Source organism: Pseudooceanicola aquaeponti, assembly GCF_050897975.1.
In the GTDB taxonomy this organism is placed as follows: Bacteria; Pseudomonadota; Alphaproteobacteria; order Rhodobacterales; family Rhodobacteraceae; genus Pseudooceanicola.
In genome coordinates this window covers 335,082-350,079 of the sequence record NZ_JBPAXY010000001.1, presented here as the reverse complement: position 1 = coordinate 350,079, position 14,998 = coordinate 335,082, and the positions used below count along the sequence as shown (strand labels likewise).

Below are 14,998 nucleotides of genomic sequence, written 5' to 3'. Positions count from 1 at the left end.
CCATGGGCAACAGGGTAAACAGACGCGATTTCCTTTGGCGCTCGGCGCTGATCGGCTGTTCGGCGGCGGCCAGCCCGCTGATCACGCCGATGTCCTTTGCCGCCGCCCCCTGGGACCGGCGCCTGGTGGTGCTGATCCTGCGCGGCGCGCTGGACGGTCTGGATGCGCTGCGCCCGGTAAGCGATCCCAACTTTGCCGCCCTGCGCCCGGATCGCGGCGCGGGGACCGGCGTGGCCCTGGATGGCGCCTGGGAGCTGCACCCGGCCCTGGCCCCCCTGGCGCCGCTTTGGCAGGCAGGCGAGCTGGGCTTCGTCAACGCCACCTCGACCCCCTATCGCGACAAGCGCAGCCATTTCGACGGCCAGGACATCCTGGAGGCGGGCACCCTGGGGGTGGGCCAGGCGCGCGACGGCTGGCTGAACCGCATGTTGCAGGCGGTGCCCGGCATCGAGGCCGAGACGACCTATACCATCGGGCGGGGCGACATGCTGCTGACCTCGGGCGCCGCGCCAGTGTCGAACTGGTCGCCCGATGCCGCCCTGACGCTGAGCCCGCAGACCGAACGGCTGCTGGAAATGGTGACCCATGACGACCCGCTGTTTCGCGACGCCCTGGGCGAGGCGCTGGTGCTGTCGGGGCTGGTGGCCCCGGGCGACGTCGCGGGCGAGATGCTGCAAATGGGCGAGATGATGGACATGGCGGACAGCGCCAGGATGGAGGGTGCGGCGATGGACCCGGGCGCGGCCCAGGCGGCGCGCAAGGCTCTGGCCGAGGCGGCGCAATCGGCGCGCGGCGCGGGCGGCTATGACGCCCTGGCCCGCTTCGCGGCGCAAAAGCTGCGGGCCGAGGCGCGCATCGCCACCTTCTCGATCAACGGCTGGGACACCCACGCGGCGCAGCATCGCACCCTGCAAGGCCCGCTGGAAAACCTGGCCTCGGTCCTGCTGACCTTGCAGGCAGAGCTGGGCCCGGCGGTCTGGGGCAAGACGGCGGTGGTGGCGATGACCGAGTTCGGCCGCACCGCGCGGTTGAATGGCACCGGGGGCAGCGACCATGGCACCGCCGGGCTGATGATCTATGCGGGGGGCGCGCTGCGCGGCGGCCAGGTGGCGGGCGGCTGGCCCGGCCTGGCCGAGGCCGACCTGTACGCCCGCCGCGACCTGATGCCCCTGACCGACGTGCGCGCCCATGCGGCGGGGGTCATGCAGGGCCTCTTCGGGCTGGGCCGCGCGGTGCTGGAGGGGCAGGTCTTTCCCGGCCTCGACATGGGCCACGCGGCGCGGCTGGTGCTGTAGGGCAGGCGGGCGGGCGATTTCGGCGCTGCGCCGCCGCTCTGGCCCTTCCCATGCGGCAAGGTTTTTCCTATCGTTTCCCGAAGTCTAGCGCGCCCGGGGACAGGGCACCGCAAAGGGAGACGGAGAATGAGCAAGGATCGCCCCGTCGGGCCGCCGGTCGAAAACTGGCAGGCCCCGCCCGCCCCGCCTCGCGATCTGACGCTGGAGGGGCGCCATGTGCGCCTGCGCCCGCTGCGCGCCGATGCCCATGCGGGCCTGCTGCACGCGGCCTTCGGCGATCAGGACTGGCTGTGGGATTACATGCCCGTGGGCCCCTTCCATTCGGCGCCGCAATATCACCGCTGGGTGCGTTCGGTCGAAGAGGGGCCGTCGGTATTCCTGACCATCGAGGACCGGCAGAAAGGCCCGCTGGGCGTGGCCTCTTACCTGAACATCGTGCCCGCCAACGGCTCGGTCGAGGTCGGCAATATCACCTTCGCCCCGGCCCTACAGGGCACCGTGGCCGCCACCGAGGCGATGGTGCTGATGATGAACTGGGCCTTCGAGGCGGGCTATCGCCGGTATGAGTGGAAGTGCAACGCCCTGAACCTGCCCTCGCGCCGCGCGGCGCAGCGTCTGGGGTTCAGCTATGAGGGGGTGTTCCGCCAGCATATGGTGGTGAAGGGCCGCAACCGCGACAGCGCCTGGTTCGCCATCACCGATGGCGACTGGCCCGCCCTGAAAGAGGCCTATGCGGTCTGGCTGAGCCCGTCGAACTTCGATGCCGAGGGCCGTCAGCGCGAACGCCTGTCGGATCTGACCCGCCTGGTGCGGGTGGCCTCGGACCCCGAGGTCTGAGGCCCGGGCAGGGCCGGGGGAGGGGGCGTATCGCGACGCCCCCGCCGGGGGTTACAGCGCCATGTCGCTCTTGGCCCAGTCCCAGTAGAGATCGCGCGCGCGCTTGGTCATCGGACCGATCTCGTAATGGGTGTCCTCGAACTGCTTGACCGGGGTGACCTTGGCAAAGTTGCCGGACAGGAAGACCTCGTCGGCGCCTTCGAAATCCGCATAGGTCAGCACCGCCTCATGCACCGTCACGCCATCGGCGCGCAGGTTCTTGATGTGGCGCGCCCGGGTCAGGCCGGACAGGAAGGTGCCATTGGCGATCGGGGTGAAGACCTCGCCGTCCTTGACCATGAAGATATTCGCCGTGGCGCTTTCGGCGACATTGCCCAGCTGGTCGGTGACCAGCGCGTTGGAAAAGCCGCGGGCGCGCGCCTCGGCCAGCATCCGGCCGTTGTTGGGATAAAGGCTACCGGTCTTGGCGTTGCAGACGGCGGTGTCCAGGGTCGGGCGGCGGAAGCGCGTCTTGCACAGGGTCGCGGCGGAATCCTCGGCCGGCATGGGCATGGCTTCCAGCGCCATGCAAAAGCCGGTGCCGCCGCCGAAGGCCGGTTCCACCACGCTTTCCTCGCCGGTGATGCCCCAGTACATCGGGCGGATATAGACCGCCTCGCCGGTGGCGAATTTCTTCAGCCCGTCACGGACCAGGGCGATCATGTCCTCGACGCTGTAGGTCGGCTTGATCATCATCGCCTCGGCCGAGCGGTTGACCCGTTCCAGGTGCGGGCGCAGGTCGGGCATCAGCCCGTTCACCATCCGCGCCCCGTCGAAGACGGTCGAGCCCAGCCAGGCGCCATGATCCCCGGCCTTCATCACGGGCACGTCGCCCTGATACCAGCTGCCGTCGAAAAAGGTGTGAATCTCGCCTGCCATCATCGTCTCCTGTGGTCGCTTGGCCCTAGGGATAGACCCATGCGCCGGAGGAGGGAAGGGGCGCCAGCGCACAGGCGCGGCGCCGCGCCTGCACCCTGGGCCGGGCGAACTTCGGGCGGAATGGACCCCGGCCCGAAGGCCGGGGGTCAGGTGCTGAAAAGGGATAGCAAAGGATTTGCGAGGGGCAGATCGGGGGGGTGATCCGACTCTCCACTAGAACCTTGACCCTAGGGTAGCCGGGCAATGAAACACTTCGGTGACGGGCGGGCCGAGGGGGCCCATGAAATGGCAACACCCGCGGCCCTTGCGGGGGCCACGGGTGCCGCTGTGTCTGACGGGCAGGTCTGCCAGGGGGCGGGCCATGCGGGCCCGGCCCGGGGTCAGGACTGGATCATGCCCACGATTTCATAGGTGTCGCGCAGGATCGGCGCGGCGATCTCGCGGGCCTTTTCGGCGCCGCGCCCGATGATGCGGTCGATCTCGTCGGGGGTCTGCATCAGCCGGGCCATCTCGGTGGAGATCGGCGCCAGCTTGTCGACGGCCAGATCGGCCAGGGCGGGCTTGAACTCGGAGAACTGCTTGCCGCCGAAATCGCGCAGCACGGCGTCCACATCCGTGCCCGCCAGGGCGGCATAGATCGTCACCAGGTTGCGCGCCTCGGCACGGCCTTCCAGGCCCTCGGCCTCGGACGGCAGCCCGTCGGGGTCGGTGCGGGCCTTGCGGATCTTGTTCACCAGCGCCTCGGCGTCATCGGTCAGGTTGATGCGCGCCATGTCCGAGGGGTCGGACTTGGACATCTTGCGGGTGCCGTCGCGCAGGCTCATGACGCGGGTGGCGGTGCCCTCGATGACCGGCTCGGTCAGCGGGAAGAAGTCCTGCCCGTAGTCGTGGTTGAACTTGGCCGCGATGTCGCGGGTCAGTTCGACGTGCTGCTTCTGATCCTCGCCCACGGGGACGTGGGTGGCGTGGTAGATCAGGATGTCGGCGGCCATCAGCGCCGGATAGGCGAACAGGCCCAGCGAGGCGGCCTGAGCGTTCTTGCCCGCCTTGTCCTTCCACTGGGTCATTCGTTGCATCCAGCCCATGCGGGCCACGCAGTTGAAGATCCAGGCCAGCTGCGTGTGTTCGGGCACCTGGGACTGGTTGAACAGGATCGACTTTTCGGGATCGAGGCCCGAGGCGATATAGGCGGCGGCCAGTTCGCGGGTCTGGCGGCGCAACGCCTGCGGATCCTGCCAGACGGTGATCGCGTGCAGGTCGACCATGCAGAAGATGGTCTCGAACCCTTCCTTCAGACCGCGCTCTTGCCAGTCCACGAAACGGCGCATGGCGCCCAGGTAGTTGCCCAGGGTCAGCCCACCCGAGGGCTGGATCCCGGAAAACACCCGGTCCTGGAATTTCGTGGTCTTGGTCTCGGTGGCGTCGGACATCATCCGCACTCCTGTCAGCGGCGTCTGGAAAATTCGTCTGCGCTGGCTTACCCATGCCCCAATGGGGCGTCAACAGCAGGCAGCCCCGGGCGCAAGCAGCAAAGGATGCCCCCATGAGTGACGACCACCGCCCGGACGACAGCCCGGTGAACCCCGTCTCGCCGGTGATCGTGGTGATCTTCATCGCCATCATCGGCATCGAGGGGGTCTTTTCGCTGGGCAATTCGGGGCTGATCGGTGGCCCGCAGGCCATCGGCTGGCGCCTGGGGGCGTTGCAGGACTACGCCTTCTCGCCGGCCTTCCTGGATTACATGCTGGCCACCGGGGATCTGGCGCCCGAGCTGCTGAAACGCTTCGTCACCTATCCCTTCGTCCATGGCGCCTTCCAGTCGGCGCTGATCGCGGGGGTGATGTTCCTGGCGCTTGGCAAGTTTGTCGGCGAGGCGATGAAGCCCGCCGGGCTGATCGTGCTGTTCCTGGTCACCACCATCGGGGGCGCGCTGGTCTTTGGCCTGGTGGCGCCCGAGACCGACCCGCTCTATGGCGCCTTCCCGCCCGCCTATGGGATGATCGGCGCCTATAGCTACATGCTGTCGATCTACTATCGCGCGGTCGGGCAGAACCAGGTCATGGCCTTCCGCCTGATCGGGATGCTGATGGGGATCCAGCTGCTGTTCGGGCTGTTCTTCGACACCGGCATGGCCTGGGTGGCCGAGATCACCGCCTTTGTCCTAGGCTTTGCCCTGGCGCCGCTGTTGCTGCCCGGGGGCTTTGCCCGGCTGCGGGCGAAGCTGCGCCACCGCTGAGGGGGGCGCGTCCGGCCTAGAACATCTCGGACGGCAGGACGGGCAGGAAACGAGCCAGGCGGCGGTTGCGCGCCTCGGGCCAGGGCAGGATATGGGCGCGGCGGTCCTCTGGGTCGCGCGCCGCCTCTTCCTGGGCCAGCCGGGTCCAGGCGCGGGCGTCCTGGGGGTCGCCCATGCCCTTCATCCGGTCTTGCAACCAGCTTTGCATCAGCCGGGCGCGCAGGTCGGCGATCTGCGCGGCATCGTGGAATTGCAGCGAGGCCTCGGTGTCCCACCGCATCGACCGCCCGTTCAGATTGGCCGAGCCGAGGATGGCCAGGGTGTCGTCCACCAGGGTGACCTTGGAATGCAGATAGATCACCCCGGCGCCATGCAGCGGTTTCGGCGTGTGGCGCGGCGCCGGGCGGGGCTGGGCCGGGGCGACCAGCGCCAGCCGGTCGCCGAAGGCGCGGCGGATATGGGTCAGGGCGCGCAGTTGCAGCGCCAGTTCATGGCGCGCGTCGATACTGCGGTCGCCGTTGAAGATCACCCGTTCGGGTTCGGTCGGCAGCACCAGGATGCAGTTCAGATCGGGCGCGCGTTTCGCCGCCCGGGCCAGGGCGCGGGCCAGGGGCATGTGGCGGAAGAACTGGCTTTCCAGATAGATCAGCCGTTCGGCGCTGTCGAAGGCGGCCAGATGGGCCTCTTCATGTTCGGTGGTCGCGGGCTTCGGCCCCAGGCGCAGCGGCCCGCGCCGCGCCTCGGATCGGGTGCGCAAGAGGCGCGGACCCAGGGGCGCGCGGTGCCTCTCGACCAGGGGCGCGGTGGTCTGCACCGGGGTCGGGGTCGCGGCGAAACTGGCGGCCTGGGCCTGCCGCGCCTGGTCCCAGCAATCAGCGAAATGGCGGCGCAGGTCGGCGGTGACCGGCCCCTCGACCTGGAGCGAGACATCGTGCCAGGTCTCTTCGGCACGCCGCCGGTGCGCCTCGTCGTCCCAGCGGCGTTCGTCCACGTCCAGCCCGCCGATGATCGCCCGGCGCCCGTCCACCACGGCGAATTTCTGGTGCAGCGAGGCGGGGCGCAGGGTCACCGCCCCCGACAGGGCCTGCAATTGCGGCGGGGTCAGCCGTTCGGGGTTGCGCTGGCGCAGCGCCGCCACCGCGTCCGAGACCGAACGACCGAAGATCCGCCGCCACAGCGGCGCGGCGCTGGCCGGATGCTGGGCCACCTGCACCTCGGCGCCGTGGAACCCTGCCGCGCCCTCGGGTGCGGCCTCTGCCATCAGCCCGGCGGCAAATCCCGTGCCCGCATCCCAGGCGTCGCGGTGCAGGTCGGGGGCGAAGACCGGGTCGAAATCTGCGATCAGCAGGCGGACCTTCACGCCCTTTGCCGCCTGATAGGCGACCAGCTCGGCCCAGGTGGTCAGGCCCAGGGCCTCGGCCTCTGGGCTGCGCAAGCGGGTCCGTGGATCCAGAATGCGGAAGGACATCAGGATCTCGCGCCCGGCGCCGAGGCAGAGGGTTTCCAGGGCGGGAAACATCTCTGCCGCGGTGACAAGCGGGGTCAGGTCCGGGCGATGGCGGCAATCCTTGGGCATGGGCTCCTGGGCGGTCGAGGCGGCAGTGCTGACCTAACGCCGCGACCGGCCCTTGGGTTTCAGCCCGATTTGCGACGTTTCACCGCGCCGGTGAAATCCGACAGGTGGAAGGCGCCCAGCAGGGGACCGGCGGCGAAATAGACGCCGCAGCCGATGGCGATCAGCAGGGCCAGCGCCGGGTAGCGGATGTAATCGGCGGCCAGCCAGGGGGCCAGCGCCAGCCGGGCGGGCCAAAGTACTGCGCCCATCACCACAGAGGCCGCCAGGATGCGCGGCGCGCGTTTGGCAAAGCGGGCGTCGAAGCGCGCGACATCGCCCATGCGCCCGGTGCCCGCCAGCAGCGCCGCCAGCATGACCCAGCCCGCCAGCGTCGTGGCCAGGGCGCAGGCGATCCAGCCGATCACCGGGGCCAGGCCGATGGCGATCACCGCATTGGCGACCATGGCCAGCAGGGCATAGTTGAAGGGCCGCCGGGTATCCTCGCGCGCGAAGTACAGCGGTTGCAGCACCTTTTGCAGCACGAAGGCCGGCAGGCCCGCTCCATAGACTGCCACCGCCAGGGCGATGGCCGCGCTGTCCTCGGGGCGCGCCGCGCCCCGCTCGAACAGGACCGAGACGATGGGCAGCGGGATCACCACCAGCGCCACGGCGCAGGGCAGGGTCAGGGCCAGGGCCAGTTCGCCCGCGCGGCTGAGGGCGGCGCGCGATCCGGCGTGATCCTCGGCCTTCAGGCGGCGCGACAGGTCGGGCAGAAGGACGATGCCGATCGCGATCCCCACCACGCCAAGCGGTAGCTGATACAGCCGGTCGGCGGTGAACAGCCAGCCGACCGCGCGGTCGAAATAGCTGGCCACCTGCTGGCCCACCAGCAGGTTGACCTGCACCACGCCCCCCGCCAGGGCGGCGGGAATGGCGATGCGGATCAACCGTTTCAGATCCTTGGTCAGGCGCGGCCGGGCCGGGCGGATGTGAAAGCCCGCCCGGGCGGCGGCGACCCAGAGCAGCGCCAGCTGCGCCACCCCCGCCACCGGCACGGCCCAGATCAGCGCATAGCCCAGATCCAGCCCCAGGGGCTGGGCCAGAAGGGCGGTGCCCACGAAGAGCACGTTCAGCAGCACCGGCGCGGCGGCGGCGGCGGCAAAGCGCCCGGCGGCGTTCAGCACCCCCGACAGCAGCGCCGCCAGCGAGATGAACAGGATATAGGGGAAGGCGATGCGCCCGAAGGCCACGGCCAGCGGGTATTGCGCGTCCCCCGCGAACCCCGAGGCCAGCCCCAGGATCAGCCAGGGCATGGCCACCTGGGCCAGCACCGTCAGCACGATCAGCACCGTCGCCAGCCCCGCGAAGGCCTCGTTCATGAAGCGTTGCGGCGCGTCGTCCCCTTCCAGCTTCTTGGAGAAGATCGGCACGAAGGCCATGTTGAACGCCCCTTCGGCAAAGAAGCGGCGGAACATGTTGGGCAGGCGGAAGGCCACCACGAAGGCCTCGTAGACAGGGCCGGTGCCCAGCACGGCCAGGATGATGATGTCGCGGGCCAGGCCCAGCACGCGGCTGAGCATGGTCCACAGGCCCACGGTGAAGATCCCCGAGACCAGGCGGATGGGGTTCACGCGCGCGCCCTTTCCTGGCCTGCGGCGATCGCCTCGCGCAGCTTCGCCTCCAGCGCCTTCTGTTTCGAGGTCGAGAACAGCTTCAGCCCGAACATGTCCTTCACGTAGAAGGTATCGACCACCTGCTCGCCATAGGTGGCGATCACGGCCGAAGAGATCTGCACGTTGCTGGCCGCCAGGGTGCGGGTCAGGTCATACAGAAGGCCGGGGCGGTCGCGGGTGTCGACCTCGATGATGGTGTAGATTTCCGACCCCTCGTTGTCGAAGGCGACCGAGGTCGCCACCTTGAAGGCGCGTTCGCGTTTCTTGATCCGGTCGCGGTCCTGCATCGCCTCGCGGGCGACCAGTTCGCCGCGCAGGATCTTGTGGATCATCTGGGTCAGCCGGGGCAGGCGCGAGGCCTCATAGGGGCTGCCTTCGGCATCCTGCACCCAGAAGGCGGCGGTGGCGTAGCCATCGACCGTGGTATAGGTGCGCGCGTCCACCACGTTGGCGCCGACCAGGGCCAGCGAGCCCGACAGCCGGGCAAAGATGCCCGGGTGGTCGGCCATGGCAAAAAGGGCGCGGGTGGCGTCGCGATCCTCGTCCGCGTGCAGGCGGATGCGGATCTCGTCGACCGGCAGATCGCGCAGCATCTCGGCAAAGGCCGCCTGGGTCGAGGTCTGCAAGCCCTGCCAGTAGGGCGGATAGTGGCGGGCCAGTTCGCGGTCGGTCTCTTCCTGGGTCCAGCCGGTCAGATGTTCCACCAGCTTGCGCTGTGCCTCCTGGCCGCGATGCGTGCGGTTCAGTTCTTCCAGCCCGGTTTCCAGCGCCCGGCGGGTCTGGTGGTAGAGGGTGCGCAAGAGCTGCGCCTTCCAGTTGTTCCAGGTGCCGGGGCCGACGCCGCGTATATCGCAGACGGTCAGCACCGTCAGCAGGTCCAGCCGGTCGCGCGAGCGCACGGCTTTGGCGAAATCGCGCACCGTGCGCGGGTCGGCCAGGTCGCGTTTCTGCGCCATGTCCGACATCAGCAGGTGATAGCGCACCAGCCATTCCACCGTGTCGCATTCCTCGGGCGTCAGCCCCAGACGCGGCGCCACCTTGCGGGCGATCTTGGCGCCCAGCACCGCGTGATCCTCTTCCCGGCCCTTGCCGATGTCATGCAGCAGCAGCGCCACGTAAAGCACGCGCCGGTTCACCCCCTCGGCCAGGATGGTCGAGGCGACCGGCAGTTCCTCTTCCAGGTCGCCGTGCTCGATCAGCGCCAGGTTGCGGATGCATTGGATCGTATGCTCATCCACCGTGTAGTGGTGATACATGTTGAACTGCATCATCGCGACGATCTGGCCGAACTCGGGCAGGAAGGTGCCCAGCAGGCCCAGTTCGTTCATCCGGCGCAGGGCGCGTTCGGGGTTGCCGTGTTTCAACAGCGTCCCAAGAAAGATCTTGGCCGCCTCGGGGTCCTCGCGCATCTGGTCGTCGACCATGTCGAGGTTGGCGTGCACCATGCGCATGGCGTCGGCGTGCAGCAGCATCCCGGTGCGCAGCCCCTCGTCGAAAAGGCGCAGCAGGTTCAGCTTGTCTTGCAGGAAATGCGCCTCGTCCTTCACCGCCAGGCGGCCGTGCACCACCTCGTAATCCGAGCCGATCTTGGGCTTGCGGCGGAACACCCGTTCCAGCACCGCGTCGCCCTTGACGTTCTCGGCCTCCAGCTGGGTCAGGAAGATCCGCGTCAGCTCGCCCACCGAATTGGCGTGGCGGAAATAGGCCTGCATGAAATGCTCGACCCCGCGGCGCCCGCCCTTGTCCTTGTAGCCCATGCGCTCGGCCACCTGGACCTGCATGTCGAAGGTCAGCTGATCCTGCGGGCGGCCTGCGAGAAGGTGCAGGTGACAGCGCACGGCCCACAGGAAATCCTCGGCCTTCTGGAAGGTCTCGTATTCCTCGCGGGTGAAAAGCCCCAGGCGCACCAGGTCGCTGACCGATTGCACCCCGTGGACGTATTTGCCGATCCAGTAAAGCGATTGCAGGTCGCGCAGCCCGCCCTTGCCCTCTTTCACGTTGGGTTCGACCACATAGCGCTGGCCGCCCTGTTTCTGGTGGCGGTTGAACCGCTCTTCCAGCTTGGCCTCGATGAAGTCCTTCTCGGTGCCCTTGAAGAGATCCGACCACAGCCGGTCGTTCAGCTGATCGACCAGGGGCGCGTCGCCCGCCAGGAACCGGGTTTCCATCAGCGCGGTGCGGATGGTGTAGTCTTCGCCGCCCAGCTTCAGGCAGTCGCGGATGGTGCGGCTGGCATGGCCGACCTTCAGATGCAGATCCCACATCAGGTACAGCATCGCCTCGATCAGCGCCTCCAGCGCCGGGGTGATGCGGCTTTTGGTCAGAAACAGCAGGTCGATGTCGGAGAAGGGCGCCATTTCGCCCCGGCCATAGCCGCCGACGGCGCAGATGGCGAAATCGCCCAGGGCGGTCTGCTGGGCGGCGGGCAGGCTGGCGCGGCCCTGTTCCAGCACTTCGCGCAGGATGCAATCGGTCAGCCAGGTATAGGCGCGGGTGGTCTTGCGGGCGGCGAAGGGATCGGCCTCGAACCCTTCGGCGATGCGCGCCATGCCTTCGGTGCGGGCGGTGTTCAGCGTGGCGATCACCTGGGCGCGGGCCTGGGCCGGATCGGCGGTGGCGGCGCGGATCGCCTCCAGCTCGCGGGCCAGGGCGGCGGGGTTCAGGATGTCTTCCGCCGGACGAATAAGGTCGTCCGGCAGCGTCAGGGTCTTGTCCATGGGGCGTCCGTTCAGGAGGCTGGGGCGCCCGGCTCCGGCGGCGGGGCCGGGGCCGGGCGGGTTGGAGGCGGGCCGGGGGCCTTAGAAGCCGGTGCCCGCGAAGCTGCGCGGCGCCGGGTCGATCACCACGACCTGGCGGTCCTGGATCGTGGCCACGGCCAGGCCGCGCTCGTTCGTACCGTTGGGCAGCAGGCGGAAGACGCCGCCGACCCCCTGGAAGCCCGAGCCCTGGGTCAGGCCCGCGGTCGACAGCGCGTCGCTGCGGCCCTGGCGGACCAGGGCGCCGATGGCGGCCACCCCGTCGAAGGCCAGGCCACCGATGGGATGCGGCGCCGTGCCGTAGGCGGCGGTGTAGCGGCTGTTGAACTGGGCGCTGAGGCCCGGGTCGGGCAGGGCGAACCAGCCGCCCTGGACGCCGGGCAGATCCAGGGTTTGCGGCGGGATGTCCCAGCGGGTCAGGCCGATATACTGCACCTTGTCGGGGCCCAGACCGTTCTCCGGCAGCATCTGGCTGAACAGCGGCAGGGCGCCTGCGGTGTTGGCGGTCAGGAAGATCGCATCGGCATTGGCGGCGTCGCGGCCCGCGGCATCGCGCACGGCCGGCACGGCGTTCAGGACGCCGGTCTGCGAGAACTCGTAGGGCACCGAGGCCACGACCGAGGCGCCGTTGCGCAGGGCGGCGGATTCGACGGCGGCGGCGCTGGCGCGACCCTCGGGCGTCTGGCCCGAGACCAGCACGATGCGCGACCGGCCCTGGCCCACGGCGTAGCGGGTCAGCCGGTCGGCGGTGTTCTGGAAGGTCGGCCCCAGGATGAAGACGTTGCCGCCCGCGATCTCGGGGTTGTTGGAGAAGGCCAGCACGTTGACCCCGCGCGCGGCGGCGACGCGCCCGGCGGCATTGGCATTGGCGGCATAGACCGGGCCCAGGATCACCTTGGCGCCATCGCTGATCGCCTGGCCGGTGACGGCGGCGGTCACCTCGGCGCTGCCCTGGGTGTCATAGACGCGCAGGTCGATCTGCACCCCGTTCAGCTCTGACGCGGCCAGGCGGGCGGCGTTTTCCAGGCTGGCGGCCAGGATCGCATCGCCATCCTTGCCCGAGCCGCGCGGCACCAGCAGGGCCACGGGGACCGGACGCTGGGTGTTGATGCTGGGGCCGGTGTTGCCGCCCATGGAAATGGGCTGACAGGCGGCGACCAGGGCCACGGCGGGCAGGGCCAGCGCCAGGGCGCGGCGGCTGTGGCGCGGGCCAGGGGCGGCGAGGGTCGCGGGGCGGTGCTCGGTCCGGGTCTGTCCGGTCAGTGCCTTGCGGGCGGCGCTCAAAAGAGCGAACATGGGGATCTCCTCGGGTCCAGGCGGCCCCAGATCGCCCCTGGGGCGCAAATCTGCGGCGGAAAGTCGTTACGCGGAAATAATAAACCTATCGTTCAGAGGGTCCAGTAATGAATGGCGAAAGCGTCAAACTGGCGGCGGGTCTCTACCTGGTGGCCGTGCCGATCGGAACCGCGCGCGACATCACCCTGCGGGCGCTCGACATCCTGGCCTCGGCCGATGTGCTGGCGGCCGAGGATACGCGCTCGCTGCGCAAGCTGATGGATATCCACGGGATCCCGCTGGGGCAGCGCCCGTTGCTGGCCTATCACGATCACAGCGGCGAGAAGACCCGCGCCCGGCTCTTGGAGGCGGTGGCGGAAGGCAAATCGGTGGCCTATGCCTCGGAGGCGGGTACGCCGCTGATCGCCGATCCGGGCTATGACCTGGCCCATGTGGCGCGCGAGCAGGGGCTGGCGGTGACGGCGGCGCCGGGGGCCTCGGCGGTGATCACCGCGCTGACCCTGGCCGGGCTGCCGACCGACCGGTTTCTCTTCGCGGGCTTCCTGCCCTCGGCCCAGGGGGCGCGGCGCAGCACGCTGATGGATCTGCGCGCCACCCGGGCCACGCTGGTCTTCTACGAATCCCCCAACCGGGTGGCGGCCTCGCTGGCCGATGCCGCCGAGGTGCTGGGGCCGGACCGCCAGGGGGCGCTCTGCCGCGAGCTGACCAAGCGGTTCGAGGAGGTGCGGCGCGGCACCCTGGCCGAGCTGGCCGCCAGTTGCGAAACCGATCCGCCGCGCGGCGAGATCGTCTTGCTGATGGATCGTGGCGATTCAGAAACTCTTAGCGAGTCGGATCTAGAAACGACCCTGAGCGCGGCGTTGCAGGAGTTGTCGGTGCGCGATGCGGCCGATCAGGTCGCCGCGCAATTCGATCTGCCCCGCCGCAAGGTGTATCAAATGGCCCTCAAGATGGCGAAGGGCTGACCGAAAGGGCGACCCATGGCCGAGGTGCTGGAGTTTCGAAATCCGCGGATTGACCGGGGGCATCAGGCCTATCTGCGGGGTCTCTCGGCCGAGGACTGCGCGCTGCGCCACTATCGTGACCTGGGCGCCCGCCTCGCGGCTGCGCGCTGGCGCGGCGCCGGGGCCGAGATCGACCTGATCCTGCGCGAGGGGGCGCGGCTGGTCTTCGTCGAGGTGAAGGCGGGCAAGACCTTCGATCATGCCGCGCAACGGGTGAACTGGGCGCAGCTGCACCGCATCATGCGCGCGGCCGAGGTCTATGCGGGCCAGCAGGGCGATCCCTTCGTCGAGATGCGCGTCGACGTGGCGCTGGTCGATGGCCAGGGCGCGGTGCAAATCCTCGAAAACGTGAGCATGGCCGCCTGAGCCAGGGGCGCGGACCCCATTGCAGAGCGGGCCGGGATGGGCCATCACCTGTCGGGTGAGATCCAGCGGAGGCCCGAAAGATGAAGATCGCGTTCCAGATGGACCCTATCGGGGCCGTCGATATTGCCGCCGACAGCACCTTCCGCCTTGCCGAAGAGGCCCAGGCCCGGGGGCATGAGCTGTTCTACTACACGCCCGAGCATCTGTCCTTCCAGGAAGGCCGCGTCATGGCGCGGGGGCATGCGCTGCGCGTGCAGCGGGTGCAGGGCGATCACGCCCATCTGGGTCCCGAGACCGAGGTCGATCTGTCGGACTTCGATGTGGTCTGGCTGCGCCAGGATCCGCCCTTCGACATGTTCTACATCACCACCACCCATCTGCTGCAACGCATCCACCCGAAGACCCTGGTGGTGAACGATCCCTTCTGGGTGCGCAACTTCCCCGAGAAGCTGCTGGTGCTGGACTTCCCCCAGCTGACCCCGCCCACCACCATTGCCCGCGACCTGGCCACGATCCGCGCCTTCAAGGAAAAGCACGGCGATATCATCCTGAAGCCGCTATACGGCAACGGCGGTGCGGGGGTGTTCCGGCTGACCGCGGATGACCGGAACCTCAGCTCGCTGCACGAGCTGTTCACCGGCTTCTCGCGCGAGCCGCTGATCGTGCAGAAATACCTGCCCGCCGTGACCAAGGGCGACAAGCGGGTGATCCTGGTCGACGGCGAGCCCGTGGGGGCCATCAACCGGGTGCCCGCCGCTGGCGAGACCCGCTCGAACATGCATGTGGGCGGCCGCCCCGAGAAGGTCGGCCTGACCGAGCGCGACCTTGAGATCTGCGCCGCCATCGGCCCGACCCTGCGCGACAAGGGCCAGGTCTTCGTCGGCATCGACGTCATCGGTGACTGGCTGACCGAGATCAACGTGACCTCGCCCACGGGCATCCAAGAGCTGGAGCGCTTCGACGGCACCAATATTGCCGCCAAGGTCTGGGAGGCGATCGAGGCCAAGCGCGCCTGAGCCTGCCGCCGGTTTGGCGTCGCCCCCGGGCGGCGCCCCGGCCAGG

The 14,998-nt window shown here is 69.0% G+C and carries 12 protein-coding genes; 6 read left to right on the top strand and 6 right to left on the bottom strand.

The features are described 5' to 3' along the window. Positions 1-2: 2 nt before the first annotated feature. Both ACRARE_RS01670 and ACRARE_RS01665 read left to right on the top strand, forming a co-directional pair. On the top strand, positions 3-1,295 hold the full coding sequence (locus ACRARE_RS01670) for a DUF1501 domain-containing protein (RefSeq protein WP_432654669.1): 1,293 nt from the start codon (positions 3-5) through the stop codon (positions 1,293-1,295). A gap of 126 nt (positions 1,296-1,421) precedes the next feature. Then, the gene (locus tag ACRARE_RS01665) at positions 1,422-2,132 is read left to right on the top strand and encodes a GNAT family N-acetyltransferase (protein ID WP_432654668.1); all 711 of its coding nucleotides are present in this window, start codon (positions 1,422-1,424) and stop codon (positions 2,130-2,132) included. Positions 2,133-2,183: 51 nt separating this feature from the next. On the opposite strand, the gene ACRARE_RS01660 is transcribed toward ACRARE_RS01665, so the two are convergent. Further along, on the bottom strand, positions 2,184-3,053 hold the full coding sequence (locus tag ACRARE_RS01660; RefSeq protein ID WP_432654667.1) for a branched-chain amino acid aminotransferase: 870 nt from the start codon (positions 3,051-3,053) through the stop codon (positions 2,184-2,186). Between the two features lie 377 nt (positions 3,054-3,430). Beyond that, positions 3,431-4,480, bottom strand: coding sequence for a tryptophan--tRNA ligase (trpS, locus tag ACRARE_RS01655; RefSeq protein WP_432654666.1), 1,050 nt, complete (start codon positions 4,478-4,480; stop codon positions 3,431-3,433). Between the two features lie 113 nt (positions 4,481-4,593). Here trpS and ACRARE_RS01650 point away from each other — a divergent pair, with 113 nt between their 5' ends. Continuing rightward, entirely contained in the window at positions 4,594-5,286 is a 693-nt protein-coding gene (locus ACRARE_RS01650; RefSeq protein ID WP_432654665.1) for a rhomboid family intramembrane serine protease, read from the top strand. A 16-nt stretch (positions 5,287-5,302) separates the two neighbouring features. Here the strand turns inward: ACRARE_RS01650 and ACRARE_RS01645 are convergent, their stop codons facing one another. From ACRARE_RS01645 to ACRARE_RS01630, 4 genes are all read right to left on the bottom strand, one after another. Next, on the bottom strand, positions 5,303-6,862 hold the full coding sequence (locus ACRARE_RS01645) for a phospholipase D family protein (protein ID WP_432654664.1): 1,560 nt from the start codon (positions 6,860-6,862) through the stop codon (positions 5,303-5,305). A 59-nt stretch (positions 6,863-6,921) separates the two neighbouring features. Beyond that, the gene (gene murJ, locus ACRARE_RS01640) at positions 6,922-8,472 is read right to left on the bottom strand and encodes a murein biosynthesis integral membrane protein MurJ (protein WP_432654663.1); all 1,551 of its coding nucleotides are present in this window, start codon (positions 8,470-8,472) and stop codon (positions 6,922-6,924) included. Then, positions 8,469-11,231, bottom strand: coding sequence for a [protein-PII] uridylyltransferase (locus tag ACRARE_RS01635; protein ID WP_432654662.1), 2,763 nt, complete (start codon positions 11,229-11,231; stop codon positions 8,469-8,471). Before ACRARE_RS01635 ends, murJ begins: the two co-directional genes overlap by 4 nt. A gap of 81 nt (positions 11,232-11,312) precedes the next feature. Then, positions 11,313-12,566 carry a penicillin-binding protein activator gene (locus ACRARE_RS01630; RefSeq protein WP_432654661.1) on the bottom strand — a complete coding sequence of 418 codons (1,254 nt, stop codon included), beginning with the start codon at positions 12,564-12,566 and terminating at the stop codon, positions 11,313-11,315. 107 nt (positions 12,567-12,673) lie between these two features. Here ACRARE_RS01630 and rsmI point away from each other — a divergent pair, with 107 nt between their 5' ends. The 3 genes from rsmI to gshB all read left to right on the top strand — a co-directional run bounded on the left by rsmI (position 12,674) and on the right by gshB (position 14,952). Then, positions 12,674-13,531 (top strand): 16S rRNA (cytidine(1402)-2'-O)-methyltransferase, encoded by an 858-nt coding sequence (gene rsmI, locus ACRARE_RS01625; RefSeq protein WP_432654660.1) that lies wholly within the window; start codon positions 12,674-12,676, stop codon positions 13,529-13,531. A gap of 15 nt (positions 13,532-13,546) precedes the next feature. Beyond that, complete coding sequence (locus ACRARE_RS01620) at positions 13,547-13,936, top strand: YraN family protein (RefSeq protein WP_432654659.1); 390 nt, start codon at positions 13,547-13,549, stop codon at positions 13,934-13,936. Positions 13,937-14,016: 80 nt separating this feature from the next. After that, positions 14,017-14,952, top strand: coding sequence for a glutathione synthase (gene gshB / locus ACRARE_RS01615; protein WP_432654658.1), 936 nt, complete (start codon positions 14,017-14,019; stop codon positions 14,950-14,952). The last annotated feature ends 46 nt before the right edge of the window (positions 14,953-14,998 follow it).

Coding starts and splice junctions, on each gene's coding strand:
- ACRARE_RS01670 (WP_432654669.1), top strand. CDS start 3: ATGGGCAACAGGGTAAACAGACGCGATTTCCTTTGGCGCTCGGCGCTG.
- ACRARE_RS01665 (WP_432654668.1), top strand. CDS start 1,422: ATGAGCAAGGATCGCCCCGTCGGGCCGCCGGTCGAAAACTGGCAGGCC.
- ACRARE_RS01660 (WP_432654667.1), bottom strand. CDS start 3,053: ATGATGGCAGGCGAGATTCACACCTTTTTCGACGGCAGCTGGTATCAG.
- trpS (WP_432654666.1), bottom strand. CDS start 4,480: ATGTCCGACGCCACCGAGACCAAGACCACGAAATTCCAGGACCGGGTG.
- ACRARE_RS01650 (WP_432654665.1), top strand. CDS start 4,594: ATGAGTGACGACCACCGCCCGGACGACAGCCCGGTGAACCCCGTCTCG.
- ACRARE_RS01645 (WP_432654664.1), bottom strand. CDS start 6,862: ATGCCCAAGGATTGCCGCCATCGCCCGGACCTGACCCCGCTTGTCACC.
- ACRARE_RS01635 (WP_432654662.1), bottom strand. CDS start 11,231: ATGGACAAGACCCTGACGCTGCCGGACGACCTTATTCGTCCGGCGGAA.
- ACRARE_RS01630 (WP_432654661.1), bottom strand. CDS start 12,566: ATGTTCGCTCTTTTGAGCGCCGCCCGCAAGGCACTGACCGGACAGACC.
- rsmI (WP_432654660.1), top strand. CDS start 12,674: ATGAATGGCGAAAGCGTCAAACTGGCGGCGGGTCTCTACCTGGTGGCC.
- ACRARE_RS01620 (WP_432654659.1), top strand. CDS start 13,547: ATGGCCGAGGTGCTGGAGTTTCGAAATCCGCGGATTGACCGGGGGCAT.
- gshB (WP_432654658.1), top strand. CDS start 14,017: ATGAAGATCGCGTTCCAGATGGACCCTATCGGGGCCGTCGATATTGCC.